The following is a 25,865-nucleotide window of genomic DNA, read 5'->3' on the forward strand; positions in this document are numbered from 1 at the left end:
ACATGCCGGCAATCACCCGCTTGCCATTCTCCTGTCATGCGGGCATGCGGCGTCGCAGCGGTCTCTGGCTTGAGACACCACTGTAGAAAACCTTGGCAGCAAGGCTCCTCGTCATAACGGACTAGAGCCAGAACCCGCAAAACCCCGGAATCGGCAACTGGCTGCGCTCTCTATATCAGGACAGAAACCGCTTTTGCTGCCAAATCAATGCTGCTGCTTGCCCGGACGTACGCGCAAGATGCTGAAAACTCCGGCCAGCGCTGCAAAACAGCCGGCCACAGCCAGCGCCAGCAGTTCAGCATTGCCACCATGCCCGCCCGAGATGGCAAAGATGGTGGCCAACACCACCGCTCCCAGTGTCTGACCTGTCATGCGGGCAGAACTCAGCATGCCGCCCGCCGCGCCGCTGCGCGACATGGGAGCCGAGGTGACGATGGTGTGATTGTTGGGCGACTGATAAAGCGCGAAACCGCTGCCCGCCAGCAGCATGCGCCAGACCATGTCCCAGTGCGCCACATCGACCGGCATGGCCGCCAGCAGCCACAGCCCGCAGGCAAACATGGCCATGCCGATGCCGCCCAGCAGCCCGTCGGGATACTTGCCGATCAGGCGCCCGGCCACCGGCGCCGTCAGCACGGTGGCCAGCGGCCAGGCCGTGATCAGCATGCCTGCCTCCATGGGTGACAGACCGCGCGCCTCCAGCAGCAGGAATGGCAGGGCCAGATAGGACAGCATCTGCGCGCAGAAGGCAGAGACCGAGCCGCACATCGACAGCCGGAACACGGGAATGCGCATCAGATCGACCGGAAACAAGGGAGCCGCCTTGTGCCACTGACGGCGCAGATAGACGTAGCCGACCACCAGCCCGGCGCCCAGCAGCCACCAGCCCGAAGGCATCAGCGGGCTGCCCGCAGCGCCCTGATCCTGCCCCATGCGCACGCCCAGTTGCTCACCGCCCAGAAAAAGCAGGGTGAACATCAGAATATTGAGCAAAACGTCAAGCGCCGCTATCGGCTCGCCATCCTTGCGCACCACGGGGTTGGCCGGCAGCGCCTTGCGCCCCATCCACAAGGTCATCAAGCCCAGCGGCACATTGATGGCAAACAGCCAGGGCCAGCTGGCAACCGACAGGATGGCAGCGGCCACCGAAGGCCCGGCCATGGACGAGGTCGCCACCACCAGCGAGTTGATGGCCATGCCGCGCCCCAGCATGGCGCGCGGATAGGTCAAGCGCACCAGCGCTGCATTCACGCTCATGATGCCCGCCGCACCCATGCCTTGAAACACGCGCGCTGCAATCAACGTGCTCAGCGAGCTGGCCAGCGTGGCCGCCACCGAGGCAATGACAAACACCGTCATGCCCAGCAGATAGATGCGCCGATAACCCAGGCGCTCGCCCAGGGCTGCCAGCGGCAGCAGCAGCACCAGGCCGGCGAGCTGATAGGCGTTGACCACCCATAGCGTCAGGGCCGAGCTGGCCTGCAGCTCGCGCGCAATGGCGGGCAAGGCCAGATTGACGATGCTGCTGTCCAGCACCGACAGCGTCAGTCCCAGAATGATGACCAGCATGGCGCGGCCACGCGCACCGTCAGGCAGGCCATCGTAGGCAGGGGAAGCTTGAGCAGTGCTCTCAGTCATGGGCGACCCGGTGCACACGGCCCAGCGTGATCCAGGTCAGCGCCACGCCCACCAGTGCCCCTGTCGCCATGCCCACCACCATGGGCAGAGGCTTGCCGTTGGAAAAATGCCCCACGATCTGCATGGCGGCCGCGCCGCTCAGCATCTGCAGCGTTCCCAGCAAGGCAGAGGCCGTGCCCGCAATCTCGCCATGCTCTTCCAGGGCCAGCACCGAGGTCGTGGGAATCACCAGGCCCATGAAGGCGCTGGCAATGAAGTACAGCACGATCAGCACCGCCAGCTTCTCACCGCCCAGCAGGTAATAGAGCAGCAATGCGGCCATGGTCAGGCCCGAAGCAGAAGCCGCAGCCTTGACCACATTGACCAGGCCAAAGCGCTGGCCCAGCCGCCCCGTCAGCTGCGCCGCGCCGATAAAGGCGATGGAGTTCAGCGCGAACGCCATGCTGTACTGGGTGGACGAGAGACCGTAGTAGTTGATGAGCACAAAGGGCGAGCCCGCCAGATAGACGAAAAAGCCCGCCATGGCGCAGCCGCCGATGAACACCAGGCCCAGGTAGTGCCAGTCACGCAACAGGACCAGATAGGCCTTGAGCGCACCGCCAAGGCTGCTGTCCAGCCGCGCCTCGGCCGTGCGGGTCTCTTCCACGCCACGCCACGTGGCAACCAGGCCCAGCACGGCTGCGCCCGCCACCACCCAGAACACGGCACGCCAGCCAGCCAGGGCAATCACGCCGCTGCCGGCCAGAGGCGCCAGAATCGGCGAGACGCTGAACACCAGCATCAGCAGCGACATCATGCGCGCGGCAGCATGGCCGGTATGTAGATCACGCACCACGGCACGCGGCACGGCCATGCAGGCCGCAGCGCCCAGGCCCTGCACAAAGCGAAACGCCACCAGTGTCTCGATATTCGGAGCCAGCGCACATCCCACGCTGGCGACGGCAAAGACCGTCAGACCAAAGTACAGCGGCGGCTTGCGGCCCAGCATGTCGGAGACCGGCCCATAGAGCAGCTGGCCCACACCAATGGAGAGAAAGAACGCGGTCAGACTGGCCTGCACGGCCCCGACCTGGGCATCCAGGCTGGCGCCGATCTGGGGCAAGGCCGGCAGATACATATCGATGGCGAAAGGCCCGATGGCCGACAACAGGCCCAGGATCAGAACCAGACGCAGGGAGACAGAAGCTTGCATAGGGGTGTGATTGTCGTGGTAACTTGATTTATGTGCTGAACAGCTGCCGGTTTCCTGCATGACCTTGCAGGCTCACGCCAGTCCGCCGGGCAGCGCCTGTGCCTAAGCCCTCAATTACAAGGCTTTAGACCCGGTCATGCAGGCCATGACCGCATGGACAACAAGCACAATGGGCTCAACCATCATTCCCTGCTCTCGCCGTGATTGCTGCAAGCTCCTTCCCACGTCTGCCCTTTTCACTCCTGACCACACTCGCTGCGCTATGTCTGGCGTCTCAGTCGGCCGGCGCACAGCCCGCGCCTGCTGCCCCGGCCTTTCAGCTCTCGCCCGATGCCAGCATGGTGATAGACACGCGCGCCAGGCTGGCCTGGTCACGCTGCGCCGAGGGCATGAGCTGGAATGGCAAGGCCTGCGGCGGTCAGGCCGAGGTCTTCAGCTACAAGCAGGCCGTAACCCATGCCGCAGAACGCAGCAAGGCCGAAAACCTGCGCTGGCGCCTGCCACGCGTCAATGAACTCAAGCGCCTGCTGGACCGCAGCAGCAAACCCCAGGGCCTGAACCCGGAACTCTTTCCCAATGCGCCACGCGACTGGCACTGGACGGGCACGGCCGCCGTAAATGCCCAGCGCCTGAACACCTACAACTACGCCCAGGTGGACAAATCCAGCAGCCTCTCCGGCCTCTCGGCCCAGCAGGCCTGGGCGGTCAACACCGAGACACTGCAGGCCGTGCCCGATATGGGCAAAGGCAATGCCTTGCTGCTGCGCCTGGTGCGCCCTGCCACCGAGGCCGAGCTCGGCCCCCAAACTTCGGCCACACCATGAAAAAAGCCTTGCCGCTTTGGCAAGGCTTTTTCAACTCCCGCCGGCTCAGCCAGCGCGCAGTGCGGCCTTGAGGCTCTCGCCCAGTTCGGGCTTGTGCGCAAACGGATCCGTCGGGTTGCGGCCCCGAACCACATCTTCCAGGCGCACCTGCACCGAACCCAGGGCCTGCGGATGGCTGTAGATATAGAACTGGCCCGAGGCCATGGCATCGAACACCTTCTGCGCCACCTCGGTCGCCGTGACCTTGCCCGAGCCCACGGCCTTGTCGGTCATGGCCTGACCGATTTTCTGGCTGGCCGTCAAAGGCTGCGCCTCCAGGCCCTGGGGACGGTTGCGCTCGCTATGGCCTATGCCCGTGGGCACGAAGAAGGGGCAGAGCAGACTGGCACTGACCTGGTCCGAGACCAGGGCCAGGTCCTGGTACAGCGTCTCGGTCAGCGACACCACCGCGTGCTTGCTGACGTTGTAGATGCCCATGTTCGGCGGCGCCAGCAGACCCGCCATGCTGGCGGTGTTGACGATATGGCCTTCATAGGCGGGATCGGCCTTGGCGGCCTCCAGCATCATGGGCGTGAACAGGCGCACGCCATGGATTACGCCCCAGACATTGACGCCCAGCACCCATTGCCAGTCGGCAACGGTGTTTTCCCAGACCAGGCCGCCCGCGCCGACGCCCGCGTTGTTGAAGACAAAGTGCGGCGCACCAAAGGTCTCCTTGACTTCGGCGGCCAGTCTTTCCATCTGCGCCGCATCCGAGACATCGACCCTGCGCGCCAGCACCTTGGCACCGGCAGCCTTGAGCTCGGCCTCGGCCTTGTCCAGCGCCTCCTGCTGCACATCGACCAGCACCAGATTCATGCCTCTGGCGGCTCCGATGCGCGCGCACTCCAGCCCGAAGCCCGAGCCCGCACCTGTCAGAACCGCCGTCTTTCCCGCGAAATTCGTGATCATTCTTGTCTCCGGATATTTTTTTATATGGGAATTGCGCCTGCAACTGGCGCACTCCAGCTTAGAGATGCCAAGCAAGGGCCGCCTCGCTGCGGGGCCGGGTGAAGGCATCGTCCCCCTCCCGCGAAGCGAGAGAGGGGGAAGGCGCGGGGCCGCCCAGGCAAAGCGCCTCAGGGGGTGATTTTTTTCAGCCTCAGTGGGTTAAATCAGCTTCACCAGCTGCTTGCCGAAGTTCTTGCCCTTGAGCAGGCCCAGGAACGCGCCGGGCGCCGAGGCCAGACCTTGGGAAATCGTCTCGCGCGGCTTGAGCTTGCCGGCTGCCACCAGGCCGCCCAGCTCGGTCAGGGCCTCGCCCCAGACTTCCATGTGCTCGCTGACGATAAAGCCTTCGAGCTTGATGCGGTTGACCAGCAGCAGCGCCGGATTGGCCAGCGGCAGGGGCTGGCCGTCATAGCCGGCAATCATTCCGCACAGGGCCACACGCGCAAAGGCATTGGTGCGCAGCAGCACGGCGTCGAAGATATAGCCGCCCACGTTCTCGAAATAGCCGTCGATGCCGTTGGGGCAGGCATCCTTCAAGGCCTTGGCCATGGTCTTGACATCGGGGTGCTCGCGGTAATCGATGCAGGCATCAAAGCCCAGCTCATGCACGGCGTAGCGGCATTTCTCGGCACCGCCCGCAATGCCCACCACGCGACAGCCACGTGCCTTGGCCAGCGCCACAAAGGCGCTGCCCACGGCACCAGTGGCAGCGCTGACGACCATGGTTTCACCGGCCTTGGGGTTGATGATCTTGACCAGGCCATACCAGGCCGTCACGCCCGGCATGCCCACGGCGCCCAGATAGTAGGACAGCGGCACATGGGTGGTGTCGACCTTGCGCAGCGCACCGGGCACGCTGGGGTCGAGCAGCGAATATTCCTGCCAGCCGCCCATGCCGACCACCTTGTCGCCAGCCTTGAACTTGGGGTGGCGGCTCTCGACGATCTCGCCTACCGTGCCGCCCTGCATGACCTCGCCCAGCGGCTGGGGCTGGGCATAGCTCTTGGAGTCGTTCATGCGGCCGCGCATATAGGGGTCCAGGCTCAGATAGTGGTGGCGCACCAGCACCTGGCCCTCGCCCACCGTGGGCAGCGGCGACTGCACCAGCTTGAAATTGCTCTCCACCGCCTCGCCCTGGGGGCGGTTGTCCAGAAGGATTTGCTGATTGACCGTCATGTTTCGTCTCCTGTTTGAACTTCAGATTTCATAGCTTCAAGCACTTGATATACCTCGCACTTGGAGCTGATAACACACAAAACAACGATAGGTAAAGCGGTGGCCGCTCATAAAAACAGAGCAACCGATCCGTACTCAATCCGTGGGCAGGGCTTGCAATCCGCCTTCGGCCGCAGGTCTGCGCTTCATGTACTTGAAGGTGCCCGTGGCATGTACGCAGAGTCGACCCTGCGCGTCATAGATGCGGCCTTCGGTAAAAGCCATGGTGCCGGTGCGATGCAGCAGCGCGCCCTTGCCGACCAGCGGGCCATTGGCTGCCTGCATGAACGAGGTTTTCATCTCGATGGTGACCACGCCCAGATCGAAATCCACACTGCGCGCAGCCACGGCCATGGTCACATCCATCAACGTCATCGAGGCTCCGCCATGGGTGATGCCAAAGGAATTCAGATGTTCGGGACGCGGTGTGAAGTGCAGCTCGGACTCACCGTTCTCCATCTTGTGGAGGGTGAAGCCCAGCTCATGCACAAAGGGAATTTCAGGACCAAATGACAACACCGCGAAACCTTTCAGAAGAGTGATGCGCCGCAGACCGCAGCAGCTGAACCGTGAATGTAAGCGCGGCGGACAGCCTCAGAATGCTGCGCCGCACAAAAAACATGACTCACCCTTCATCCGCCACTATCAACCACCGACCAGAGCGCTCACGCCGCCATCCACGGCCATCCACTGGCCGGTGATGTGCTTGCCCGCATCGCTGGCATAGAGCAGCGTCAGGCCCTTGAGATCCTCATCGTCGCCCAGACGGCGCAGCGGCGCATGGGAGCGCATTTCGTCCTCGCCCAATGTCTCGATCAGCACGGCGGCCATCTTGGTCTTGAAAAAGCCCGGGCAGATGGCGTTGACGGTGATGCCGTGCTCGCCCCACTCGCCGGCCAGCGCGCGCGTGAAATTGATGACCGCGCCCTTGGAGGTGTTGTAGGCAATGGTCTTCATGCCCGTGGGATTGCCGCCCAGGCCGGCGATCGACGCCAGATTGATGATGCGGCCGCTCTTGCGCTCCAGCATGGACAGGCGGGCGATCTGCTGGCTCAGCAGAAAATAGCCGCGCACATTCAGGTTCATCACCTTGTCCCAGGCCGCTGTCGGGTGGTCCTCGGCCGGCGCGCCCCAGCTGGCTCCGGCATTGTTGATCAGAATGTCCACATGGCCGAGACGCTGCACGGCCTCCTTGGCCAGGCGCGTGATATCGGCCTCGTCCGAGCAGTCGGCAGCAATCCAGTCGGCCTCTATGCCAGCGGCCTTGAGCTCGGCTGCGGCCTCTTCCAGGTCCTTGGCCTTGCGCGAGCTCAGCAGAATCTTCGCGCCGGCCTCGCCCAGCGCATGCGCCATCTGCAGACCCAGGCCACGCGAGCCGCCGGTCACCAGGGCCGTCTTGCCCGAGAGGTCGAAAAGTTGCTGCACCGTACGTGTCATTCTCATGTCTCCTGTTTGTTTTCAAGGTTCAAACCGGGTGCGCAGTGCCTTGCAAGGCCTGCTCGTCAAAAGCTGCATGAATTGTGCGGGCGCCTCAGGCCCGGTGTTGTCACCTGCGTGTCGGCGCTGTCCCGCAGGTGGCAGAGCCCGCCCTGACGCGGCTTGCAGGGTCTGCCGGCAGCAGCCAGGCAAAGCGCATCCGGCGCCTTCAATCGGCATCAATCGGCAAACAGCGACTGCGTGCCGCCCCAGGCCCCGCCTTCGATCTCCAGCATGCGCAGCTTGGTCAAAGCGCCTTGACCACCCGAGAAGCCTCCCGGTGCCCGCCCTGCGGCCAGCACGCGATGGCAGGGAACAATCGGCGCAAACGGATTGGCTCCCAACGCTTGGCCCACGGCGCGCGCTGCACCAGCCTCACCCAGCGCTGCTGCAACTTCGCCATAGGTGCTGGTCCGCCCTGGCGCCAGGGCGCGCGTGAAGGCATAGACCTGGCTGTGAAATGCAGGCACGGCGAACTCGTCGAGTGCAATCTCCTGCAGGTCAGGCAGAACACCAACCGGGCCTTGCACTCTGTCCTGCCGCATATCTCCCAGCACGCCGGCAGCCACGGCCTCTGCGCTGGGCTGCGCCCAGCACGGCTCGATCTGCGCATTCACTCCGGCCAGCAGACACTGCACCCCGGCCATGGCCTGCACGGCAAAGCCCGGAACAGCGGAGATGGAGGTCACGGCACCATATGCCGCAGGCCCGCGCTGCGGCTGCAGCGCATGGCGTTTGGACAGACCCAGCAGCATGCGCTCCCGGGTCTCGCCCCAGCTGGCCTCGGGCAGTTGCACGGCGCAGATGGCAGCGGCATTCCAGGCCAGACCACAGGCACCGATGCGCGTGACAAACAGGGCATGCCCTGGCAAGGGCAATGAAGCAGCAGGATTCATTGCCACAGTCTACAAAACGCAGTCCATTTGTTTTTGCAAAAATTTCCAGAAAGACTGGATGCAAAAACAGTTAATTACTGTATATTTAAACAGTCAAAACACTGTGGATATACGGACATGCAAGAAGCCCATTTCACCGTCTCTCTTTGCGACTACCCCGAGCTGCCCGAGGACAAACGCCAGCAGGCCGAGGCACGCTATGCGCGTGTGCTGGCCCGCCAGCTCGGCGGAGAGGAACAGGTCGGCGAAGCCCTGTCGCTGGTGCAAGGCCTGGAAGACACCCCTGCCGAAGAAATCACCGACGACGCCAAGCTCACCTTCCAGCGCTGGATGAAAGCCGCCCGCGCCGCTGCCGAAGCCGGCCTGCAAGGCATTGGCGGCACCGAAAGCTGTTTTTTCGATGTGCGGCGCATCTACCACTGAGTGAACGGGCGCGGGCGGCGCGAGTCCCGAGGCCGTCAGCACCGGCCCGGGCCGCCAACCATTGCAAGGGACATGTGCCGCCCTGGCCACCGGAGCTCGCTGCAATGCCTACACTGGCGGCTTGTTTGACCGTGTGACTGTTCTCTTTCCATGCAAGCCCTGCTAGCCGCCATTGCCCAGATGCCCTTCCCCACTGATGCCCAGCGCATCTTTCATGGCCGCGGCGGGCGGTATCCGGGCTGCGAGCAGATCTCGCTGGATGCTTTTGCGCCCGTCATCGTGCTGACCAGCTTTGCTCCCATGGAGGAAGCCCAGCTGAGCCAGATCGGTCAGGCGCTGGAGCAGCGCTGGCAGCAGATCGCCCCGGCCGGACTGCCTCTGACCTGGGCCTTCCAGACCCGCGAAAGCGGCGGCAAGGTCGAAACCCGCGTCATGGCCGGCGAGCTGCCCGAGCCGCATGTGGTCACAGAGAACGGCGCCCGCTATCTGATCCATATCGCACGCGGGCAGAACCACGGCCTGTTCCTCGACATGGCCGCCGGCCGCGACTGGGTGCGCCGGCAGGTGCTGGCCCATGAGCGGCCCGAGCGCATGAAGGTGCTCAATCTGTTTGCCTATACCTGCGCGTTCTCGGTCGTGGCCAAGCTGGCCGGCGCGGGCCAGGTTCTCAATATGGACATGAGCAAGGGCGCTCTGGCCACGGGTCAGCACAACCATCAGCTCAACGGCGTCAAGGCCGGCGCCAGCTTCGCCGCCCACGATATTTTCAGCAGCTGGGGCAAGATCAACCGCAGCGGACCGTACGACCTGATCGTCGTGGACCCGCCCAGCTACCAAAAAGGCAGCTTCATCGCCACCAAGGACTATGCGCGCCTGATGCGCCGCCTGCCCGATCTGCTGGTGCCGGGCGGCCAGGTCCTGCTGTGCCTGAACGCCCCCGAACTCGGCACCGACTTTCTGCGCGAGCAGATGGCGGAAATCGCACCCGAGCTGCAGTTCGTCGAGCGCCTGGCAAACCCGGCCGTATTTGCCGATGTGGACGAGGAGCGCAGCCTCAAGGTCATGGTCTATCGCGCTCCTGCACTGGCTGCGGACCAGCAGCCATGAGCGAGGGCACAGATCAGGGCCGCAGCCTGCCTCCGCAGCCCGTGGACCCGGCTCTGGCACGCACGCTGCAGCGCTTTGCCCGGCTCGATGCGGAGACGCCGACCCCGCAGCTCGACTATGTGCAACGCCGGCGTCTGCTCAGCGAGCTGCAGGCCGGGCTGATTCGCTCGGCCCTGCCCGGTATTTCCAGGGCCGAGCATTTCGTGGCGGCCGAGGGCCGCGAGATCTGCGTGCGCAGCTATCGCAAGCAAGGTGCGGGCAGCGGCCGGACGCTGGTCTGGCTGCATGGCGGCGGCTGGATGGTGGGCGATCTCAACACCCATGACGACCTGTGCGAGCATCTGGCCCAGTTCACCGGCCATGTGGTGCTGTCCGTACATTACCGCCGCACGCCGGAGAGCCGCTTTCCCGCGCCGCTGGACGATGTGATGGCCGTGCTGCAGTGGCTGAGCGATATGCGCGAACTGCTGCCTTTCGCGGCAGAGCAGGTCCTGCTCGGAGGCGATAGCGCTGGCGCCCATCTGGCGCTGGCAGCAGCCGTACGCCAGATTCAGCAACCCACCGATGCGGCCCGCATTGCGGGCCTGCTGCTGCTCTACCCGCCGCTTGAGCCCGATCAGGACAATGACAGCATGCGCCAATTTGCCACGGGCTTCGGGCTCACGCCCGCCGCCATGCAGCGCTACTGGCAGGAACTGGGCCGGCCCGAGGGCCAGGCCTCGCAATGGCTGACGCCGGGCTGCTGCAGCGCAGCCATCGCTGCTTTGCCGCCCACGCTTTTGATGACGGCCAGCCACGATATTCTGCGCGACGAGGCCGAAGCCTTTGCCCATGCAGCCCAGGCCCTGGGCGCACCGCTGCAGCTTTTGCGCGCGCCGGCCATGGTCCACGGCTTTGCGCGAATGCTGGCTGCCAGCCCGGCGGCACGCCAGCAGGTCGAGCTCGTCTGCTCGGCCTGGGCGGAACTAATAGGCCGCCAACGTCCTCAGAGTAAATAAGCTTTGCTCTGAGGACGGGTAGCGGCATGGCCGTGCAGGTGTACGCTGCACGGCGCCGGGCGCCGCCCCGCCCCTTTCAAACACAGTACCTCGACGCCGATGCATCAAGCATCCGGCGCTCGCCGCCATATCTTTCTTAGTCATGAGCCCAACTTCCGCCACCCCACAACAACTGATGCGCCTGGCCGTGGACCTGGCCCATGCCAACCGCCTCAAGGGCGGCCGCCCGTTCGGCGCCGTGCTCGCCCAGGGAATTGAAGTCGTTGCCACCGGCGTCAACGAGATCATTGCCAGCCACGACCCCAGCACCCATGCCGAAATGCAGGCCATACGCGCGGGCACGCAAAAACGCGCCAACCCCAGCCTGGCAGGCCTGTCCATCTATGCCAGCGGCCACCCCTGCCCCATGTGCCTGGCAGCCCTGGTCATGAATGGTGCCGAGCAGGTATTCTTCGCCTTCGACAACCAAGACGCCGCGCCCTATGGCCTGTCCAGCGAGAGGACCTACCAGCGCCTGCGCCTGTCGCTGACGCCGCAGCCGCTGCCCATCACCCGCATCGACACCGGCATCCGCGCGGCCCAGCTCTATGGGGATGAGGCCTGGCCCGCCGCCTGATCCTCGTTGCCGCCAAAACCATAACAACAAACCGGGCTGCCCAGGACGAGCGGCGCGCACACCGGCGCGCCGCAGCGCAGCCAGCCCCCGAGCTTCATGACATCGACATCTTCCCGAACACATCGCGTGCCGCCATTGCTGTGGCTGGCCGTGGTGATACTGGTCACCATCAATCTGCGTCCCTTTCTGACGGCTCCGGGTCCCTTGGCACCGACCATACAGCAGGCCACGGGCATGGATTTGCGCAGCTTTTCCTGGCTCACGCTGCTGCCCATGGCGCTGATGGGCATTGGTGGCTGGCTCGCTCCCACGGCATTGCGACGCTGGGGCGCGCGCGCCGCCATCTGCGCCTCGCTGCTGCTGATTGCGCTGGGCTGCGCCCTGCGCCTGACGCCTGCTGGCGCCGCCACCGGCAGTCTGCTGATCGTCACGGCCGGCCTGTGCGGTGCGGGCGTGGCGCTGGCACAAAGCATTCTGCCGGGGCTGATCAAGCGCCAGTCTCCCCACAACGTGGCACCCATGATGGGACTTTACTCGGCCGCACTCATGGGCGGCGGCGCACTCAGCGCCCAGCTCTCGCCCGTGGCCATGCAACTGGGTCTGAGCTGGCAGGCTTCGCTGGCCATCTGGGCCATCCCAGTGCTGCTGGCATTGCCGCTGGCCTGGCATGCGCTGACGCTGATGCGCGAGCCCGTTGCCCCTGCACCCTCCGTGCCGCTGGTACAAGCCGATAGCGACACCGGCTGGCTGCTGCGCCGGGGCCGCACCTGGCTGCTGCTGATCAGCTTCGGCCTGATGAACGGCGGTTATGGCTCAACCGTTGCCTGGCTCGCTCCGTTCTATCAAACCCATGGCTGGACGGCCACGCAAAGCGGCTCGCTGCTGGCCATCTTGTCGATTGCGCAGGCCGCATCGGCGCTGGCCATGCCCGCTCTCGCGCGCCGCAGCCTGGACCGTCGCTGCTGGCTCATGCTGGCCTTGCTGCTGCAGATCATCGGCTTTGCCGGCCTCGGGCTCTGGCCCGATGCCATGCCCACACTCAATGCCATCGTGCTGGGTCTGGGTCTGGGCGGCTGCTTTTCGCTCTTCATGCTGGTGGCGCTGGACCATCTGCCATCGCCCACACAGGCCGGTGCCCTAAACTCGCTGATGCAGGGCGGCGGCTTCATCCTCGCCGCACTGGCCCCTCTGGTCATGGCACAGCTGCACCAGATCAGCGACAGCTGGATGACGGGCTGGCTTTATCAGGCCGGCGTCGCCGCGCTGGTCTGTCTGCTGGTGACACGCTTCAACCCCCAGGGCTACCCGCAAGCCATGCAGCAGCCTTGAGCACGGCATTGCGATCCCCAAAAAAGGGCCTGGAAACTTCCAGGCCCTTTTTCCTTTTCGTTTTTGTGCGGACTACTCGTTGACCAGCAGTTGCAGCCCATGCGCCTCGGTCGGCAAGGGTACCTCCCATCGGTGCAACATGCCCAGCAATGCGGCATTGCCGAGCGTGGTGTCGCGCTTGCTGTTGCGCGCCAGCAAGGTGGACCTGCTTGCCTCCAGATGCACCAGCTCCACCTGCGCGCCATAGGCCAGGCACAGGTCCAGCGTCTTGCCGCGCATCTGCCTGGACATATGCGTGGCATTCCAGACAAAAGCGGCCTTGGCGCGCAGCAGGCTCTTGGCCTTGTCCACCACATGATGGGCCGCAGCGCCCTCGTTCTCGCCGTGGCGCAGACCCAGTTCGGTGCGCGCATCGTCAAACGACACCACGGGCAGGCCCGCATGATGCTGGGCCACCCAGTGGTTCTTGCCCGATGCAGGCAGACCGCACATGACGATGACGCGCGAGCCCGGCTCTTCGTGCAAGGCGTAGTCCGGGTGCAACTCGGCACCGCGGAAATAGCGCACTGCCGTCTCGGCCGAAGCAAAGCTGCGCGGCTTGCGCAAACAGCCCTCTTCCAGCGCAAGCTCCCTGAACAGCTCGATATTCACCAGCACATTGCCCACATCGGGGCAGATGCGGCCGCGAATATCGGCACGGGCCAGCAGCACCAGCAAATGCAGATCGACCTGCCAGGACAGCTCTCTGACCATGAACTCGGGCGAGACGCCTCGGCGCGAATCGGCAAAGGCAAAAAACGGCACCTGATGCACTGCAATCAGGCGGCAGACCGCCTCGCGCCGGGCCACCGGCGCGCCCGCCTCCCAGAGCATGAGCCGCGCATCGAGTGCACCCCGACGCGAATGGCCAGGCTGCGAGATGCGGCCGTCGTCGGCTATCTGCGTGGTCGAGCACTTGGCAACATCGTGCAGCAGCGCGGCCAGAAAGACCGTCTCGCGCTCTTCGTTGGTGAGCCCTGCATAGTCGCTGTCCTGCAGCAGCTCGGTCACCACCATCTGCGTATGCGTCCAGACATCGCCTTCTGCATGGTAGATCGGGTCTTGCGGCGTGGTCTTGGCCAGCTCCAGTTGCGGAAAAGCCTCCAGGCAGGCCGCCCAGTCCACCGCATGGTGAGCGGAATGCGGCACCAGGGCCGCGATCTGTTTCCAGCTCCACATAAATTCTCCTTTCACCGCAGCCTCCTCATGAAAACCACGGTTTTGATAGCTATCAACGCTTGTTGGACAGGCCTCACCAGCTTTTTTGAATCTTGTTGGCAAAGATATCGACGCCTGTGCGCAGACCGTTGGCGACAATGGGCCGCTCGCTGTGGTGCGAGCCCGACTCCAGGATCACCTGCACGAAGTCGGAGCGCACGAACTTGTAGCGCTCCACGGTCTGGCCGTTTTCCTCGACCTTGATGTACAGACCTTCGGCCAGCTCGGATCTGTCGGTCTGGCGCCAGGCCAGCGGCAGATCCAGCTTCTGTCTTTGCACCTGATCCTCGAACACAGCCTGCCAGCGCGCACTACGCCCCAGAGACGGTGTCAGCAATGCCAGCAAATCCTGCATGCGCCTCGGTGCGATGCCCGCGTAGAGCACGGGCACGGACACCACGGGCACACCGTCCAGCAGCGCGTGGCGCCGTGGCGTGTCCAGAAACTGCTGCGCCGAGCGATCCCAGATATCGAACTCGCAAAACCAGTGCGGCAAGGCGTCGTAGTACAGAGAGTGCTTGGCATACAGCCATTCGCCATACATCACATAGCGATCGTCCAGCAGGGCCATCAGCGCGCTTTCATGGGCTCGGGCCCATTGCTTGTAGGCGTTGAACTGACGCTCGCGCCCGCCCATCTGATCGGCTTGCAGATAGTGGCCGCGCGACTGCAGCAGCAAGCTGCCGTCGGCACCAAAGCTCAGCGCCGCATTGGCGCCGTCCAGCTTCTCCTCGACCACGATATGGCGGCCGGCCAGCGCTTCATAAGGCACGGCATCTGCCTGATCGCCGACCTGCAGCCGCGAGCCACGCAGATGCGGCGTGCGCGGATATTTGAGGATCTCCAGATTGAATAGATGTGGTGAAGTCATGTTGTGCTTTCCTAAAAGGGAATAAGCCACGCGCAAAAAAGGCGCGGCAGACAAATCAAGGACATGGACAGCGCCGCTCTCCGCTGCCATCGGAAAAAGACAGAACCCAAGCCGCCAAGAAAAGGGCCGGCCTGGAGTTCAGGGAGTGGGAGGAGCTTGGAGCCCGAATGCAATTCAGGCCAGAGACGCCAAGCAGGAAGATTGCCGCCCTTCACAGAGCGGGAGTTCCACACCGCAGCGCACACGCGAGAAAGATCAGCGTGTGACGAAGTCGTTTAGCTCAAACGAATACGGCGGGACATGGTGCACCTCGAAAATGAGAGCGAATAGCGCAGGTGGAGCAAGGCTGGCGAGTGTATTTGCTTGCAAGCCCAACTGCCAAGCGCTTGACCGAAACTTGTTGCGCAAAGAACACGAAACGGTTTCACAGAGATGAAACAGAGGCTGGTTACAAATCGTATTTTCTTCCTGCACCTGCCAAACTCTCAATGACATCTGCACAGACCTTGCGCCAACCTCTTCTGATTTCCCTGATCGCAGCCGCTGCCCTGGCCGCCTGTGGTGGCGGTGACAACAACACTAACACCACCACACCAGCGCCTGCTCCGGTTCCTGAAGTCCCGGCGCCGGCACCCGAGCCCGAGAAGACGCCCACCTCGCTCAGGCTGGAGAAAATCGGCAGCTATCAGTCGGGCATTTTTTTGCAGAGCGCCGCCGAAATTACGGCTTTCGATCCCGCCACCAAGCGCGGCTTTGTGGTCAACGCCCAAAGGGGTGCGCTCGACGTGCTGGACATGAGCAACCCCGCCGCACCGCGCATGCTGGCCAGCCTGGATGCCACAAAGCTCTCGCTGGGTGCGGGGGCCTCCATCAACAGCGTGGCCGTGCATGGCGGCCTGGTGGCTGCAGCCGTGCAGGCATCGGTCAAGACGGACAAGGGCATGGTCGTCATCTATGACGCCGACAAGCTCGGCGTGATCGCCGAAGTGCCCGTGGGCGCCCTGCCCGATATGCTGACCTTCACCCCCGACGGCAAGACCATTCTGGTCGCCAACGAGGGCGAGCCCAGCGATGACTACCAGATCGACCCCGAAGGCTCGATCAGCGTGATCGATGTGAGCACGCCCGCCAAGCCCGTGGCGCGCACTGCCGACTTCAAGGCCTTCAACAGCCAGAAGGCGCAGTTGCTGGCCAAGGGCGTGCGCATCTTCGGCCCGACCGCAGACGGCCTGGGAACGGCCGCCGTGGCCAATGACCTGGAGCCCGAATACATTGCCGTGGCCCCGGACGGCAAGACGGCCTGGGTGACGCTGCAGGAAAACAATGCGCTGGCCATCGTGGACATCGCCAGCGCCACCGTGACCGATGTGGTGGCTCTGGGCTTCAAGGATCATGGCGCGGCCGGCAACGAGCTGGACTTCGCCGACAGCGACGGCAAGAGCCCGGTCATCAACATCACCCAGGCCGCCAATGTGTTTGGCATGTACCAGCCCGACTCCATCGCCGCCTATAAGGCCGCCGACGGTGCGACCTATCTGGTCACTGCCAACGAAGGCGATGCACGTGCCTGGGGCGAGGGCAACAAGAGCTACTTCGGTACGGCCGCCGACAAGACGGCTGGCACTCCGGCCACGGCGGGCGATATGAGCAAGGGCTTTGTGGAAGAGTGGCGCATCAAGCACCTGGTGCACAAGGACGGCTTTTTGCGCCGTGCGGGCGACGATCTGCCTGCCCATCTGGCTCAGTTGGCCAGCGGCGCCTATCTGAATGCCAGCAACTTTGCCTGGTGCGGTGCGTTCGGCACAGACCCCAAGACCTGCCGCGACGATGACAAACTGGGCCGCCTCAAGGTCACCTGGACCATGGGCTACCAGACCGACAGCAGCGGCAACCCCGTCAAGGATGGCAAGGGCTATCTGACCTATGACAGGCTATACGCCTATGGCGGCCGCTCCATCTCCATCTGGGATGCCAGGGGCAAGCAGGTCTGGGACTCTGGCGCGGCCATTGAAAAATTCATCGCCGGCCCCGAATGCAAGCTGGGCGCCAGACGTGACATTGCCTGCGCCACCTACTTCAACACCGGTCATGACGAAACGGCCAGGCTCGATGCGCGCAGCAGCGCCAAGGGTCCCGAGCCCGAAGGCCTGACCGTGGGCCAGATCGGCACCAAGACCTTTGTCTTTGTGGGCCTGGAACGCATGGGCGGCATTCTGGTGTTCGACATCACCGACCCCAAGGCACCCAAGCAGATCGACTATCTGAACACTCGCGAGAACTGGACCGCCAGCTTTGACGGCAAGTCCGCGCCGGCAGGTACCGCACTCAGCGATGTGGGCGATCTGGGCCCCGAAGGCCTGCACTTCATTTCTGCCGCCAAGTCACCCAACGGCAAGCCCTTGCTGATGGTGGGCAACGAGGTCAGCGGCACCACGGCCATCTACCAGCTCAATCTGCAATATTGAAACCTGCAGACAAGCAATCGCTTTCATGCCAGGCCCTGTCCCCACGGGGCTTTTTGCTATTCAAATCAAGCAAAGACTGCGCCGAGGGTTTCTCAATTACGTAACAATAAGCGCCAGCGGTCGGTGTACCGCCTATGGGTTCCCATTCGCCGCAAGCCAGACGCTTGCGACCTACTAAACCGCCGTGTATCCGGACGGCGGTGGCTTTTTGAACGGAGCACTTAATGACGCACTCTTTCGCTCGCCGCCAGGCGCTGCGCGGCTTGGCCGTGGCAGCTCTCGCCTCCTCCTCCCTGCTGTCCGCAGCGCATGCAGACACCCCCGCCGTGCTGCGCGTTTCGGCCATTCCTGACGAGGCACCGACCGAGCTGCAGCGCAAGTTCAAGCCCCTGGGCGAATACCTCTCGCAAGCCACCGGCATGAAGGTGGTGTTCACCCCCGTATCCGACTACGCAGCCGTGGTCGAGTCCCTGGCCACCAAAAAGCTGGACCTGGCCTGGCTGGGCGGTTTCACCTATGTGCAGGCCAAGATTCGCACCAACGGCACGGCCATCCCCATCGTGCAACGGGCCGAAGATGCGGTCTTCACCAGCAAGTTCATCACGGCCGACCCCGCCATCAAGACGCTGGCCGACCTCAAGGGCAAGACCTTTGCCTTCGGTGCACCTTCGTCCACCTCGGGCAGCCTGATGCCGCGCTTCTTCCTGCAGCAGGACGGCCTGAATCCCGAAAAAGATTTCAAGACCGTGGCCTACTCGGGCGCGCATGACGCCACCGTGGCCTTTGTGGCCGCAGGCAAGGCCGAGGCCGGCGTGCTCAACACTTCGGTGTGGGACAAGCTGGTCGAATCCAAGAAGGTGGACATCAGCAAGGTGCGTGTGTTCGCCACGACACCCACCTACTTTGACTACAACTGGACGGTGCGCGGCGACCTGGACCCGGCCATCGTCAAGAAGCTGACCGCGGCCTTCCTGGCACTGGACCCCAGCAAGCCAGAGCACAAGGCCATCATGGACCTGCAGCGCGCCTCCAAGTTCATCGCCACCGACTCCAAGAACTACGACGGCATCGAAGCTGCCGCCAAGTCCGCCGGTCTGCTGAAGTAAGAAATTCAGCTTTTTTTGACTGCCAACGCTTATCTATCAGGCGTTGGCAGCTATTGTTTTCAGAGTATTCGTCTCATGAGCTTCATGCTGGACGATGTGGGCCTGACCCACAGCAACGGCTTTACCGCCCTGTCCCATATCTCCTTGTCCGCCATCCAGGGCGAGAGCATTGCGCTCATCGGCCCCTCGGGTGCCGGCAAGACTTCGCTGCTCAGCACCATAGGCACAGCCTACCTGCCCACGGCAGGTCGCATGCAGGTGCTGGGCCGGACCGCGTCTGCGCAATCCGCCGCCCGCGAACTCAAGGCTTTGCGCAGCCGCATCGGCACCGTGCACCAGGCCGCGCCCATTCCGCTGCGCCAGCGCGTGGTCACGGCCGTGCTGGCCGGCAAGCTCGGCCATTGGCCGCTGTGGAAGGCCCTGGCATCGCTGGCCTATCCGCAGGACATTGCGGGCGCGCGCGAAGCCCTGGCTCGCGTGCAGCTCGAGGACAAGCTGTTTGCACGCTGCGACCAGCTCTCCGGCGGCCAGCTGCAGCGTGTGGGCATTGCCCGCGTGCTCTACCAGCAGGCCGAGCTGATTCTGGCCGACGAGCCGGTCTCGGCCCTGGACCCGGCACTCTCGCAGGCCACGGTGCAGTTGCTGGTGCGGGAAGCCGCCGCGCGCAAGGCCACGCTGGTGGCCAGCCTGCATGCCGTCGATCTGGCGCTGGCCAACTTTGCCCGCATCGTGGGCGTGCGCGATGGCCGCCTGGCCTTTGACCTGCCAGCCGCCCAGGTCAGCGATGCGCAGTTGCAAGCCCTCTATGCCCATGCCGATGGCAGAGCGGCCGACCTGCCCATGCTGCACAACCGCCTGGCTCAGCGCGATCCCGCCAGCGCCACGCCCACTCCCATTCAGGTGAACGCATGCCGGTAGACATGGTCGAGCAAGCCCGGCCATCACGCCGCGACCCCTCTGCTCGCGGCCGCCTGAGCGGGCTGATCCTGGCACTGGTCGTGCTCTGGCCCATGCTGCAGACCTCGGGCTTTTCGCTCAAGCCGCTTTTCGATGCCGACAATCTCAAGGTCATAGGCGGCTTTCTCGCGCAGTTTCTGCCGCCCGAAACCAGTGGGGAGTTCCTGGCCTATCTGGCTCAGGCCACGCTGGAGACCCTGGCCATCGCCACGGCCGGCATGGCGCTCGCCTTTGTGATTGCCGAACCCATGGCCTACCTGTCCACGGGTGCGGCACGCGAGAGAGTCACGCTCAACCCCATCGCCCGCAGCGTGCTCACCATCCTGCGCGGCATTCCCGAGCTGGTCTGGGCTCTGGTGTTCGTGCGTGTCTTCGGCCTGGGTCCTGCAGCCGGCGTGCTGGCCCTGGGCCTGACCTATGGCGGCATGCTGGCCAAGGTCTATGCAGAAATTCTCGAATCCACCGATCCCGCCCCGGCCCGTGCCCTGCGTGCCAGCGGCACCGGCCGTATTCAGGCCTTGCTCTATGGCCTGCTTCCGCAGGCGGCCAAGGAGCTGACCTCCTACACCGTCTACCGCTGGGAATGCGCGGTCCGCGCCTCGGTGGTCATGGGCTTTGTCGGGGCGGGAGGCCTGGGCCAGCTCATGGATCAGGCCATGAAGATGCTCAACGGCGGCGAAGCCGCCAGCATTCTGCTGGCCTTCATGCTGCTGGTGGCTGCGGCCGATCTGCTTTCCTGGTGGCTGCGTCGCGCGCTCGACGCCGCGCCTGCCACGCGCGCCCTGCCCTTCGGCTGGCGAACCGGCACATTTGTGCTGGCGGCCTGCGCGGCGCTATGGGCCAGTCTGCGGCTTCTGGATATTGATTTCTCGGCGCTGTTCACGGCGGATGCCGCCGCCAGCATGGGCGACTTCGTGCGTGGCTTTTTCCCGCCCGACCTGAGCCAGCCCTGGCTGCTCAAGGTGCTGCAAGGCATCTGGGAGACCCTGGCCATCTCCATAGTCGGCACCTTGCTGGCCGCGATCGCGGGCCTGCTGCTGGCCCTGCCGCGCTGGCGTGCGCCATGGAATGTGGTGCTCAACGTGCTGCGCTCCGTGCCCGAACTGGTCTGGGCCACGATTACCGCGCTGGCCGTGGGCCTGGGCCCGTTTGCCGGTGCGCTGGCCCTGGCCCTGCATACCACCGGCGTGCTGGGCCGCCTGTTTGCCGAGGCCTTGCAGAATGCTCCGGCCGCTCCCGCGAATGCGCTCAAGCTCAACGGCAGCAATCGCCTGCTGGCATTTTGCTATGGCACCCTCCCTGGCGCAGCGCCGCAGTTGCTGGCATACACGCTGTACCGCTGGGAAATGAATATCCGCATGGCCGCGATTCTGGGCTTTGTGGGTGCCGGCGGTCTGGGCCAGCTGCTGTACTTCGAGCTTTCGCTGTTCCACTATGCCCAGGCCAGCACCGTGATCATGGCCATGCTTTTGCTGAGCATTGCCGTGGACTGGAGCAGCGCCGGCCTGCGCCGCGCCATGCGTTGAGACAGTTGACGCGGCGCCCTAGCACCGAATCAGCTTCATCCGTTCCTCCATCACATCCGCCGCGCAGCCCCCCCAGATGGGCCAACGCGGCCGGCGATCCGGTCTGCATCCAGGTCTCGATGAAAGTTGAAACCTGAATGACTTCAGCCACACCTGGCACCGCTTAGCGATGCTGCTTCACACTCCCAGGGGCAGGTCGGCCTTCTTCAGCGTGCGCAGCACAAAGCTGGACTGGCTATGGCGTATGCCCTTGATCTTGTAGAGCTTCTCGCGCAGCAGGCGCTCGTAATCGCGCGTGTCCTTGACAACGATACGCAGCAGATAGTCGTACTCGCCCGAAACCAGATGCGCCTCCACTACCTCGGGAATGGTGGCCAGCACCTCACCGAACTTTTCCAGGGTGTTGTCCGAGTGGCTGTCCAGCGTGACCATGACCAGAACCGAATCGGCCAGTCCCAGCGCCTGCGGGTTCAGACGCACGGTATAGCCCTCGATCACGCCGGCCTCCTCCATCTTCTTGATGCGTGCCCAGCATGGTGATGCACTCAGACCCACGGCCGCGCCAATCTCCTGCAGACTGGCGCGCGCGTTAGCCTGCAATGCAGCAAGAATCTTTTTATCCAGAGTATCCATATCTTGGAATTTACTGCCAAAAATTCAAAAACAGAAAAATTTTCTGTAGCAACACTGTATTTACAGAATTTGAAGCAACATTTTCTGCACTGCAACATGCACACTTGAGTCCATGGAAGCACGTTTACCGACGCAGCAAAACCATTCAACATACCGCGCCGTTTACCGTCAGCATCCGGTTGGTTGATCCGCAATACGCATATGCAACAGGCCGCATCACTTAAGCACAGTGATGCGGCCTGTTGATATTTGGACTGCTCAGTCACTCCGGCAAACGACAGCGGCATGAAAAAACCCGGCCGGATTTCCATCGGGCCGGGTTTCGGGAGCCGGCCCGGCGCACAAGGCACCTGGCGGACGCTCATGCTGTCTACAGGGCTAGCTGCGGAGCAGCATCGGCTTGCACATGCTTGCGCACCTTGCTGACCAGGCTTTCGCTCACATCCGAAGCCTGGTTGCCCCAGCCCGTGCGCAGGAAGGTGGCCAGTGCGGCCACTTCGCCGTCGGTCAGGCGGTCGGCATAGCCCTGCATCACCAGATGCATGGGACGGCGCTCCGTAGCGGGCGATGAAGCGCCCTTGAGAATCACCGACACCAGCGGGCTGGCATCCTTGCCCAGCACCATGGCATTGCCTTGCAGCTCGGGGAAGATCCCGGGAGCGCCCTTGCCGCTGACAAAGTGGCAGGCTGCGCAGTTGTCGAGATACAGACGAGCACCCAAAGGCATGTCGGGCGCTGCGGACTTCAACAGCTTGGCCGTGACTTCACCAGCTTCGTCAGCCCTGGCAACCGCAGTGCTGCGAGGGCCTGGCGTGGCCACTTTTTCAGGGGCTGCATCTGCGGCTTGGCCGTCCATGGTCTTGAGGAACTTGGCCATGGCGTTCAGGTCCGCGTCGGTCATGTACTGCATGGAGTGTTCGACCACCAGCGCCATTTCTCCGTTGGCCACCGCATGGGCGTTGCGGCCGGTTGCCAGATAGGCGGCCAGTTGCTCGGTGCTCCATTTCTGGGCACGCGCGTCCTTGCCGCGCAGCGCTGGAGCAGACCAGTCATCCACCATGCCACCGGTAAGAAAGCCGGAGTCGGACAGGCGTGTGCCGTTCTGCGCCATGAAGGCAGTGCGGGGGCTGTGGCAGGCTGCGCAGTGACCGGCGCCTTCGACCAGGTACTGACCACGAATCTGCTGATCGTCACCAGCCATGGGCTTGAAGTCTGCGTCACCCGACAGCGCAAGCCAGTTCCAGGCACGGATGCCGAAGCGCATATTGAACGGGAAGCTCAGGCTGGTGGCCTGTACCTCGTTCCTGACGGGCTTCACCTCGGCCTGGAGGTAGTCGAACAGCGCGCGAATATCGCTTTCCTTCATGAAGCGATAGTTCTCGTAGGGCATGGCCGGATACAGCTGCTGGCCATGACCACCGATACCGTCCACCATCGCGGCACGGAACTGCTCCAGAGTCCAGTTGCCGATGCCGGTTTCCTTGTCCGGCGTGATGTTGGAGGACCAGATCGTGCCCATGGGGCTGTCAATGCCGCGACCGCCAGCCATGGGCTCGCCCCCCTTGGCAGTGTGACAGGCCATGCAATCACTGGCGCGCATGACATATTCGCCGCGGCCTGCTTCGGCTTTCCAGTCGGCGGCCAGCGCTTCATTCGCGGGTGTGGGCTTGAAAGGGACGTAGATCAGCGCCAGCGCCGCAACAGCGCCCAGAACGATCAGCGCAATCAGAATGCTGAGGATTTTCTTCATGTCTTGCTCTCCTCAGACCAGCGGACGTGGGTTTTTCAGATACATGGTGCGAATCGCATGCAGCGTCCAGTACGCCAGGCCGCCGACCATGCCGGTAGGGTTGTACTGGGTGTTCTGCACGAAGTTGCCAGCACCGAAGACGAACACGTTGTGCTTGTCCCAGGCCTGGCAGTAGCGATTGACCACGCCGTCCGTGGGCTTGTCGGACATGATGTGACCGCCGGTGTTGTGCGTGGTCTGGTAGGGACGCACGTCGAACTTGGCACCGATATTCTTGAAACCCGACTGCAGCAGATCCGGTTTCAAGGCGTTGCCCACCTCCTCGGCCTTGATCTTCTGGTACTGGGTCATCCGGATGTCGTTGTCCTGCCAGTTGAAGGTCATGCGCATCAAGGGGCGACCATGTGGATCCTTGTAGGTGGGGTCCAGATCCAGATGGTTGTTGCGGTAGGACATGTGCGAGCCATGCGTGCCGATCGACATGGAATGGCCATACCACTCGCCAATACCCTTCTTCCAGCCTGCGCCCCAGCCCGGCGTGCCTTTGGGCAGCGGCATGGAACGGATGGGCTGGCCATTCATGGTGCCCACGCGCCAGTAGGCGCCGCCAATGAAGCCCAGCTTGCCGAAGTCGTTCTGGTTGATACCGTAGTCGTCGATACACATGCCGTTGGAGCCGTGACCGATGAAGGGATTGAAGTTCTCCTCCTTGAAGAACAGGGTCACGCCACCATTCATCTGGTAGGCGTAGTTCTTGCCTGTCACCCCGGTGTTGGTCTTGGGGTCGTAAGGTTTGCCGATGCCGGAGACCAGCAGCAGGTGCACGTTGTTGAGCTGATAGGACGACAGAATCACCAGGTCGGCGGGCTGGAACACTTCCTCGTTCGTGTTGGAGTCGAAGTAGGTCACGCCGGTTGCGGTCTTGCCGTCTTCCGAGCTCTCCACACTCAGCACTTCGCAGTGCGTGCGATAGGAGAAATTCTTCTTGCGCTTGAGCGCATCCAGCACCGCCGTCTGGGGCGAGGACTTGGAATACTGGTAGCAACCAAAACGCTCGCAGAAGCCGCAGAAGTTGCAGGGAGCCATCTGCATGCCGTAAGGGTTCACGTAGGACGTGGACGCAATGCCGGCAGGCGCCGGGAAGGGATGCAGGCCCATGCTCCTGGCACAGGCTTCGAACTTGCTCGCGTCGTAGGTCGATGGCAGAGCAGGCATGGGGTACTCTTTCGAGCGCCAGCCTTCAAACGGATTGCCGCCGGCCTGGATCTGGCCCTTGATATTGCCGGCCTTGCCCGAGACGCCGGCCACTTCGTCAAACCGGGTGAAGAAAGGCTCCAGCTCGTCGTAACTGACGGGGTAATCCATCAGGTTCATGCCTTCCGGAATGATGGACTCGCCCCATTTTTCCCTCACATAGCTGCGCAGCTTGATTTCCTCGGGCTGAGGGCGCCACAGCAAGCCATTCCAGTGCGTGCCGGCACCGCCCACGCCATTCGCTGGCAGGAAGGAGCCCATCGAACGGTAAGGCAAAGCGATTTCGCTGTCGTCGCGGCGCACCGTCACGGTCGCCTGACGGGGATGCTGCATATTCTTCAGGCGCACGCCATAGGTCAGCTCGTCGATCTGATTGGGGTACTTGAATTCGGGCACCGTGTTCTGGTCGCCGCCGCGCTCCAGCGCCACGATTTCCAGGCCCTCAGCGGCCAGTTCCATGCCGGCGATGGAGCCTGTCCAGCCCAGGCCAACGATGACCACGTCTTTTTTCTTTTCAATGCGTGCCATGACTCAAGCCCTTTCGCCCTTGATGGATACCGGCCCCAGCGGGTACTTCACGTTGTGCTGATCGACCCATTCGGCATAGCTGGCGCGGGCGCCAGGGAAGCCGATGTATTTCCAGGACTGCATGCCGTGGTTGCCGCCATGCAAGGGGTCGGCGAAATAGCCTTCCTTGGTATTGGCCAGCAAGGTGGTAAAGAAAAAGCTCAGTTCAGGGTCTAGCTTGATTTCGCCCTTTTGCAACGCGGTCAGAGCTTCGTCCTGCTGCTCTGCGGCAAGGCTTTTGAACTCCTTGCCAAAGCGCTCCGTGCAAGCCGCATTGAAGGCGGGAATGGCCTTGCGATAGAGCTGCGCAGGGTTCAGAGGCGATTGCCAGCCGCGATCGGGCGTGGCGGCCGGGTCGTGCGGGCCTTCCATGTACCAGATCTCGGCATTGCCGTAGTAGCCCTTGAGCTGGCGATCGATGAACACCGGCACATGAGCTTCGATCGCTCCAGGTCCATCCCCTTCGGACGGGATCAGGCGAGCTGTTGCCGCCAGAACAAAAGCCCACTCGTCCGCATTGAAGTACTCGGGCTTGTATGCATCCAGTTTGAGCGCAGGCTCTTTGGAGTTGGCACGCATTGCCACGGCCGTTCCAGCCAGTGCGACGCCAGCACCGGAGGCGAACAGAAAGGATCTGCGGCTTGGTGGGGAAAAGTTGGACATTGTGCGATTCCTACATCGTGCGAACCTCGGCCATGCACAGCCAGTTGCGCGATGACCGAGTGTTCAGGTTTTTTGAATCAGCGGTGGGTTTGAGGTCGGGCAGAAAGAAGCA

General features: G+C 63.4%; 23 protein-coding genes. 10 read left to right on the forward strand and 13 right to left on the reverse strand.

The window, feature by feature from the left end; genetic code table 11:
* Positions 1 to 204 precede the first annotated feature (204 nt).
* Together MPZ60_RS14500 and MPZ60_RS14505 are read right to left on the reverse strand one after the other, a co-directional pair.
* Positions 205 to 1,638: an MFS transporter gene (locus tag MPZ60_RS14500; RefSeq protein WP_034354158.1), complete on the reverse strand. Its 1,434-nt coding sequence runs from the start codon at positions 1,636 to 1,638 to the stop codon at positions 205 to 207.
* Positions 1,631 to 2,830, reverse strand: coding sequence for a multidrug effflux MFS transporter (locus tag MPZ60_RS14505; protein WP_034354161.1), 1,200 nt, complete (start codon positions 2,828 to 2,830; stop codon positions 1,631 to 1,633). Before MPZ60_RS14505 ends, MPZ60_RS14500 begins: the two co-directional genes overlap by 8 nt.
* Positions 2,831 to 3,168: 338 nt before the next feature.
* Here MPZ60_RS14505 and MPZ60_RS14510 point away from each other — a divergent pair, with 338 nt between their 5' ends.
* Positions 3,169 to 3,654 (forward strand): DUF1566 domain-containing protein, encoded by a 486-nt coding sequence (locus MPZ60_RS14510; RefSeq protein ID WP_034354261.1) that lies wholly within the window; start codon positions 3,169 to 3,171, stop codon positions 3,652 to 3,654.
* Between the two features lie 45 nt (positions 3,655 to 3,699).
* On the opposite strand, the gene MPZ60_RS14515 is transcribed toward MPZ60_RS14510, so the two are convergent.
* The 5 genes from MPZ60_RS14515 to MPZ60_RS14535 form a co-directional block, all read right to left on the reverse strand.
* Positions 3,700 to 4,605 carry an SDR family oxidoreductase gene (locus MPZ60_RS14515; RefSeq protein WP_034354164.1) on the reverse strand — a complete coding sequence of 302 codons (906 nt, stop codon included), beginning with the start codon at positions 4,603 to 4,605 and terminating at the stop codon, positions 3,700 to 3,702.
* A gap of 198 nt (positions 4,606 to 4,803) precedes the next feature.
* Positions 4,804 to 5,820, reverse strand: a complete 1,017-nt coding sequence (locus MPZ60_RS14520; RefSeq protein ID WP_012838707.1) for an NADP-dependent oxidoreductase — start codon at positions 5,818 to 5,820, stop codon at positions 4,804 to 4,806.
* A 135-nt stretch (positions 5,821 to 5,955) separates the two neighbouring features.
* Positions 5,956 to 6,378 carry a PaaI family thioesterase gene (locus MPZ60_RS14525; protein ID WP_034354168.1) on the reverse strand — a complete coding sequence of 141 codons (423 nt, stop codon included), beginning with the start codon at positions 6,376 to 6,378 and terminating at the stop codon, positions 5,956 to 5,958.
* A gap of 126 nt (positions 6,379 to 6,504) precedes the next feature.
* The gene (locus MPZ60_RS14530; RefSeq protein WP_003062433.1) at positions 6,505 to 7,296 is read right to left on the reverse strand and encodes an SDR family oxidoreductase; all 792 of its coding nucleotides are present in this window, start codon (positions 7,294 to 7,296) and stop codon (positions 6,505 to 6,507) included.
* Between the two features lie 218 nt (positions 7,297 to 7,514).
* Positions 7,515 to 8,231, reverse strand: coding sequence for a methylated-DNA--[protein]-cysteine S-methyltransferase (locus MPZ60_RS14535; RefSeq protein ID WP_034354171.1), 717 nt, complete (start codon positions 8,229 to 8,231; stop codon positions 7,515 to 7,517).
* 117 nt (positions 8,232 to 8,348) lie between these two features.
* On the opposite strand from MPZ60_RS14535, the gene MPZ60_RS14540 reads away from it, so the two are divergent.
* From MPZ60_RS14540 to MPZ60_RS14560, 5 genes are all read left to right on the forward strand, one after another.
* Positions 8,349 to 8,654, forward strand: coding sequence for a hypothetical protein (locus tag MPZ60_RS14540; RefSeq protein ID WP_034354174.1), 306 nt, complete (start codon positions 8,349 to 8,351; stop codon positions 8,652 to 8,654).
* 150 nt (positions 8,655 to 8,804) lie between these two features.
* Positions 8,805 to 9,761, forward strand: a complete 957-nt coding sequence (locus MPZ60_RS14545) for a class I SAM-dependent methyltransferase (protein ID WP_034354177.1) — start codon at positions 8,805 to 8,807, stop codon at positions 9,759 to 9,761.
* Positions 9,758 to 10,759, forward strand: a complete 1,002-nt coding sequence (locus MPZ60_RS14550) for an alpha/beta hydrolase fold domain-containing protein (RefSeq protein ID WP_034354179.1) — start codon at positions 9,758 to 9,760, stop codon at positions 10,757 to 10,759. Before MPZ60_RS14545 ends, MPZ60_RS14550 begins: the two co-directional genes overlap by 4 nt.
* 175 nt (positions 10,760 to 10,934) lie before the next feature.
* Positions 10,935 to 11,375: a nucleoside deaminase gene (locus MPZ60_RS14555; protein WP_034354182.1), complete on the forward strand. Its 441-nt coding sequence runs from the start codon at positions 10,935 to 10,937 to the stop codon at positions 11,373 to 11,375.
* Positions 11,376 to 11,471: 96 nt separating this feature from the next.
* The gene (locus MPZ60_RS14560) at positions 11,472 to 12,704 is read left to right on the forward strand and encodes a cyanate transporter (RefSeq protein ID WP_034354185.1); all 1,233 of its coding nucleotides are present in this window, start codon (positions 11,472 to 11,474) and stop codon (positions 12,702 to 12,704) included.
* Positions 12,705 to 12,776: 72 nt separating this feature from the next.
* On the opposite strand, the gene MPZ60_RS14565 is transcribed toward MPZ60_RS14560, so the two are convergent.
* Both MPZ60_RS14565 and MPZ60_RS14570 read right to left on the reverse strand, forming a co-directional pair.
* A complete protein-coding gene (locus MPZ60_RS14565; RefSeq protein ID WP_034354188.1) occupies positions 12,777 to 13,922 on the reverse strand; it encodes an AAA family ATPase in 1,146 nt (381 codons plus the stop codon).
* Between the two features lie 73 nt (positions 13,923 to 13,995).
* Positions 13,996 to 14,832, reverse strand: a complete 837-nt coding sequence (locus MPZ60_RS14570; RefSeq protein ID WP_034354191.1) for an RNA ligase family protein — start codon at positions 14,830 to 14,832, stop codon at positions 13,996 to 13,998.
* Between the two features lie 488 nt (positions 14,833 to 15,320).
* Here MPZ60_RS14570 and MPZ60_RS14575 point away from each other — a divergent pair, with 488 nt between their 5' ends.
* The 4 genes from MPZ60_RS14575 (at position 15,321) to phnE (ending at position 20,886) form a co-directional block, all read left to right on the forward strand.
* Positions 15,321 to 17,297, forward strand: coding sequence for a choice-of-anchor I family protein (locus MPZ60_RS14575; protein ID WP_034354194.1), 1,977 nt, complete (start codon positions 15,321 to 15,323; stop codon positions 17,295 to 17,297).
* A 224-nt stretch (positions 17,298 to 17,521) separates the two neighbouring features.
* Positions 17,522 to 18,403, forward strand: coding sequence for a putative selenate ABC transporter substrate-binding protein (locus MPZ60_RS14580; protein ID WP_034354197.1), 882 nt, complete (start codon positions 17,522 to 17,524; stop codon positions 18,401 to 18,403).
* A 75-nt stretch (positions 18,404 to 18,478) separates the two neighbouring features.
* Complete coding sequence (locus tag MPZ60_RS14585) at positions 18,479 to 19,321, forward strand: phosphonate ABC transporter ATP-binding protein (protein WP_034354201.1); 843 nt, start codon at positions 18,479 to 18,481, stop codon at positions 19,319 to 19,321.
* A complete protein-coding gene (phnE, locus tag MPZ60_RS14590) occupies positions 19,312 to 20,886 on the forward strand; it encodes a phosphonate ABC transporter, permease protein PhnE (RefSeq protein ID WP_034354203.1) in 1,575 nt (524 codons plus the stop codon). The genes MPZ60_RS14585 and phnE overlap by 10 nt, the downstream gene beginning before the upstream one ends.
* 177 nt (positions 20,887 to 21,063) lie before the next feature.
* On the opposite strand, the gene MPZ60_RS14595 is transcribed toward phnE, so the two are convergent.
* The 4 genes from MPZ60_RS14595 to MPZ60_RS14610 form a co-directional block, all read right to left on the reverse strand.
* Positions 21,064 to 21,519: an Lrp/AsnC family transcriptional regulator gene (locus tag MPZ60_RS14595; RefSeq protein WP_003062481.1), complete on the reverse strand. Its 456-nt coding sequence runs from the start codon at positions 21,517 to 21,519 to the stop codon at positions 21,064 to 21,066.
* Positions 21,520 to 21,889: 370 nt separating this feature from the next.
* Positions 21,890 to 23,269 (reverse strand): cytochrome c, encoded by a 1,380-nt coding sequence (locus MPZ60_RS14600; RefSeq protein WP_034354205.1) that lies wholly within the window; start codon positions 23,267 to 23,269, stop codon positions 21,890 to 21,892.
* A 12-nt stretch (positions 23,270 to 23,281) separates the two neighbouring features.
* On the reverse strand, positions 23,282 to 25,051 hold the full coding sequence (locus MPZ60_RS14605) for a GMC family oxidoreductase (protein ID WP_034354208.1): 1,770 nt from the start codon (positions 25,049 to 25,051) through the stop codon (positions 23,282 to 23,284).
* A gap of 3 nt (positions 25,052 to 25,054) precedes the next feature.
* Entirely contained in the window at positions 25,055 to 25,753 is a 699-nt protein-coding gene (locus MPZ60_RS14610) for a gluconate 2-dehydrogenase subunit 3 family protein (RefSeq protein ID WP_034354211.1), read from the reverse strand.
* Between the last annotated feature and the right edge of the window lie 112 nt (positions 25,754 to 25,865).

Source organism: Comamonas sp. 7D-2 (assembly GCF_022749555.1).
GTDB classification, from domain to species: Bacteria; Pseudomonadota; Gammaproteobacteria; order Burkholderiales; family Burkholderiaceae_C; genus Comamonas; species Comamonas thiooxydans.

Bases quoted from the DNA above. Each gene is read 5' to 3' on its own strand.
- MPZ60_RS14535 (WP_034354171.1), bottom strand. From the start codon at position 8,231: ATGAATCCTGCTGCTTCATTGCCCTTGCCAGGGCATGCCCTGTTTGTC.
- MPZ60_RS14560 (WP_034354185.1), top strand. From the start codon at position 11,472: ATGACATCGACATCTTCCCGAACACATCGCGTGCCGCCATTGCTGTGG.
- phnE (WP_034354203.1), top strand. From the start codon at position 19,312: ATGCCGGTAGACATGGTCGAGCAAGCCCGGCCATCACGCCGCGACCCC.
- MPZ60_RS14570 (WP_034354191.1), bottom strand. From the start codon at position 14,832: ATGACTTCACCACATCTATTCAATCTGGAGATCCTCAAATATCCGCGC.
- MPZ60_RS14580 (WP_034354197.1), top strand. From the start codon at position 17,522: ATGACGCACTCTTTCGCTCGCCGCCAGGCGCTGCGCGGCTTGGCCGTG.
- MPZ60_RS14510 (WP_034354261.1), top strand. From the start codon at position 3,169: ATGGTGATAGACACGCGCGCCAGGCTGGCCTGGTCACGCTGCGCCGAG.
- MPZ60_RS14610 (WP_034354211.1), bottom strand. From the start codon at position 25,753: ATGTCCAACTTTTCCCCACCAAGCCGCAGATCCTTTCTGTTCGCCTCC.
- MPZ60_RS14520 (WP_012838707.1), bottom strand. From the start codon at position 5,820: ATGACGGTCAATCAGCAAATCCTTCTGGACAACCGCCCCCAGGGCGAG.
- MPZ60_RS14500 (WP_034354158.1), bottom strand. From the start codon at position 1,638: ATGACTGAGAGCACTGCTCAAGCTTCCCCTGCCTACGATGGCCTGCCT.
- MPZ60_RS14555 (WP_034354182.1), top strand. From the start codon at position 10,935: ATGCGCCTGGCCGTGGACCTGGCCCATGCCAACCGCCTCAAGGGCGGC.
- MPZ60_RS14545 (WP_034354177.1), top strand. From the start codon at position 8,805: ATGCAAGCCCTGCTAGCCGCCATTGCCCAGATGCCCTTCCCCACTGAT.
- MPZ60_RS14605 (WP_034354208.1), bottom strand. From the start codon at position 25,051: ATGGCACGCATTGAAAAGAAAAAAGACGTGGTCATCGTTGGCCTGGGC.
- MPZ60_RS14585 (WP_034354201.1), top strand. From the start codon at position 18,479: ATGAGCTTCATGCTGGACGATGTGGGCCTGACCCACAGCAACGGCTTT.
- MPZ60_RS14565 (WP_034354188.1), bottom strand. From the start codon at position 13,922: ATGTGGAGCTGGAAACAGATCGCGGCCCTGGTGCCGCATTCCGCTCAC.
- MPZ60_RS14515 (WP_034354164.1), bottom strand. From the start codon at position 4,605: ATGATCACGAATTTCGCGGGAAAGACGGCGGTTCTGACAGGTGCGGGC.
- MPZ60_RS14600 (WP_034354205.1), bottom strand. From the start codon at position 23,269: ATGAAGAAAATCCTCAGCATTCTGATTGCGCTGATCGTTCTGGGCGCT.
- MPZ60_RS14540 (WP_034354174.1), top strand. From the start codon at position 8,349: ATGCAAGAAGCCCATTTCACCGTCTCTCTTTGCGACTACCCCGAGCTG.
- MPZ60_RS14505 (WP_034354161.1), bottom strand. From the start codon at position 2,830: ATGCAAGCTTCTGTCTCCCTGCGTCTGGTTCTGATCCTGGGCCTGTTG.
- MPZ60_RS14575 (WP_034354194.1), top strand. From the start codon at position 15,321: ATGACATCTGCACAGACCTTGCGCCAACCTCTTCTGATTTCCCTGATC.
- MPZ60_RS14530 (WP_003062433.1), bottom strand. From the start codon at position 7,296: ATGACACGTACGGTGCAGCAACTTTTCGACCTCTCGGGCAAGACGGCC.
- MPZ60_RS14595 (WP_003062481.1), bottom strand. From the start codon at position 21,519: ATGGATACTCTGGATAAAAAGATTCTTGCTGCATTGCAGGCTAACGCG.
- MPZ60_RS14550 (WP_034354179.1), top strand. From the start codon at position 9,758: ATGAGCGAGGGCACAGATCAGGGCCGCAGCCTGCCTCCGCAGCCCGTG.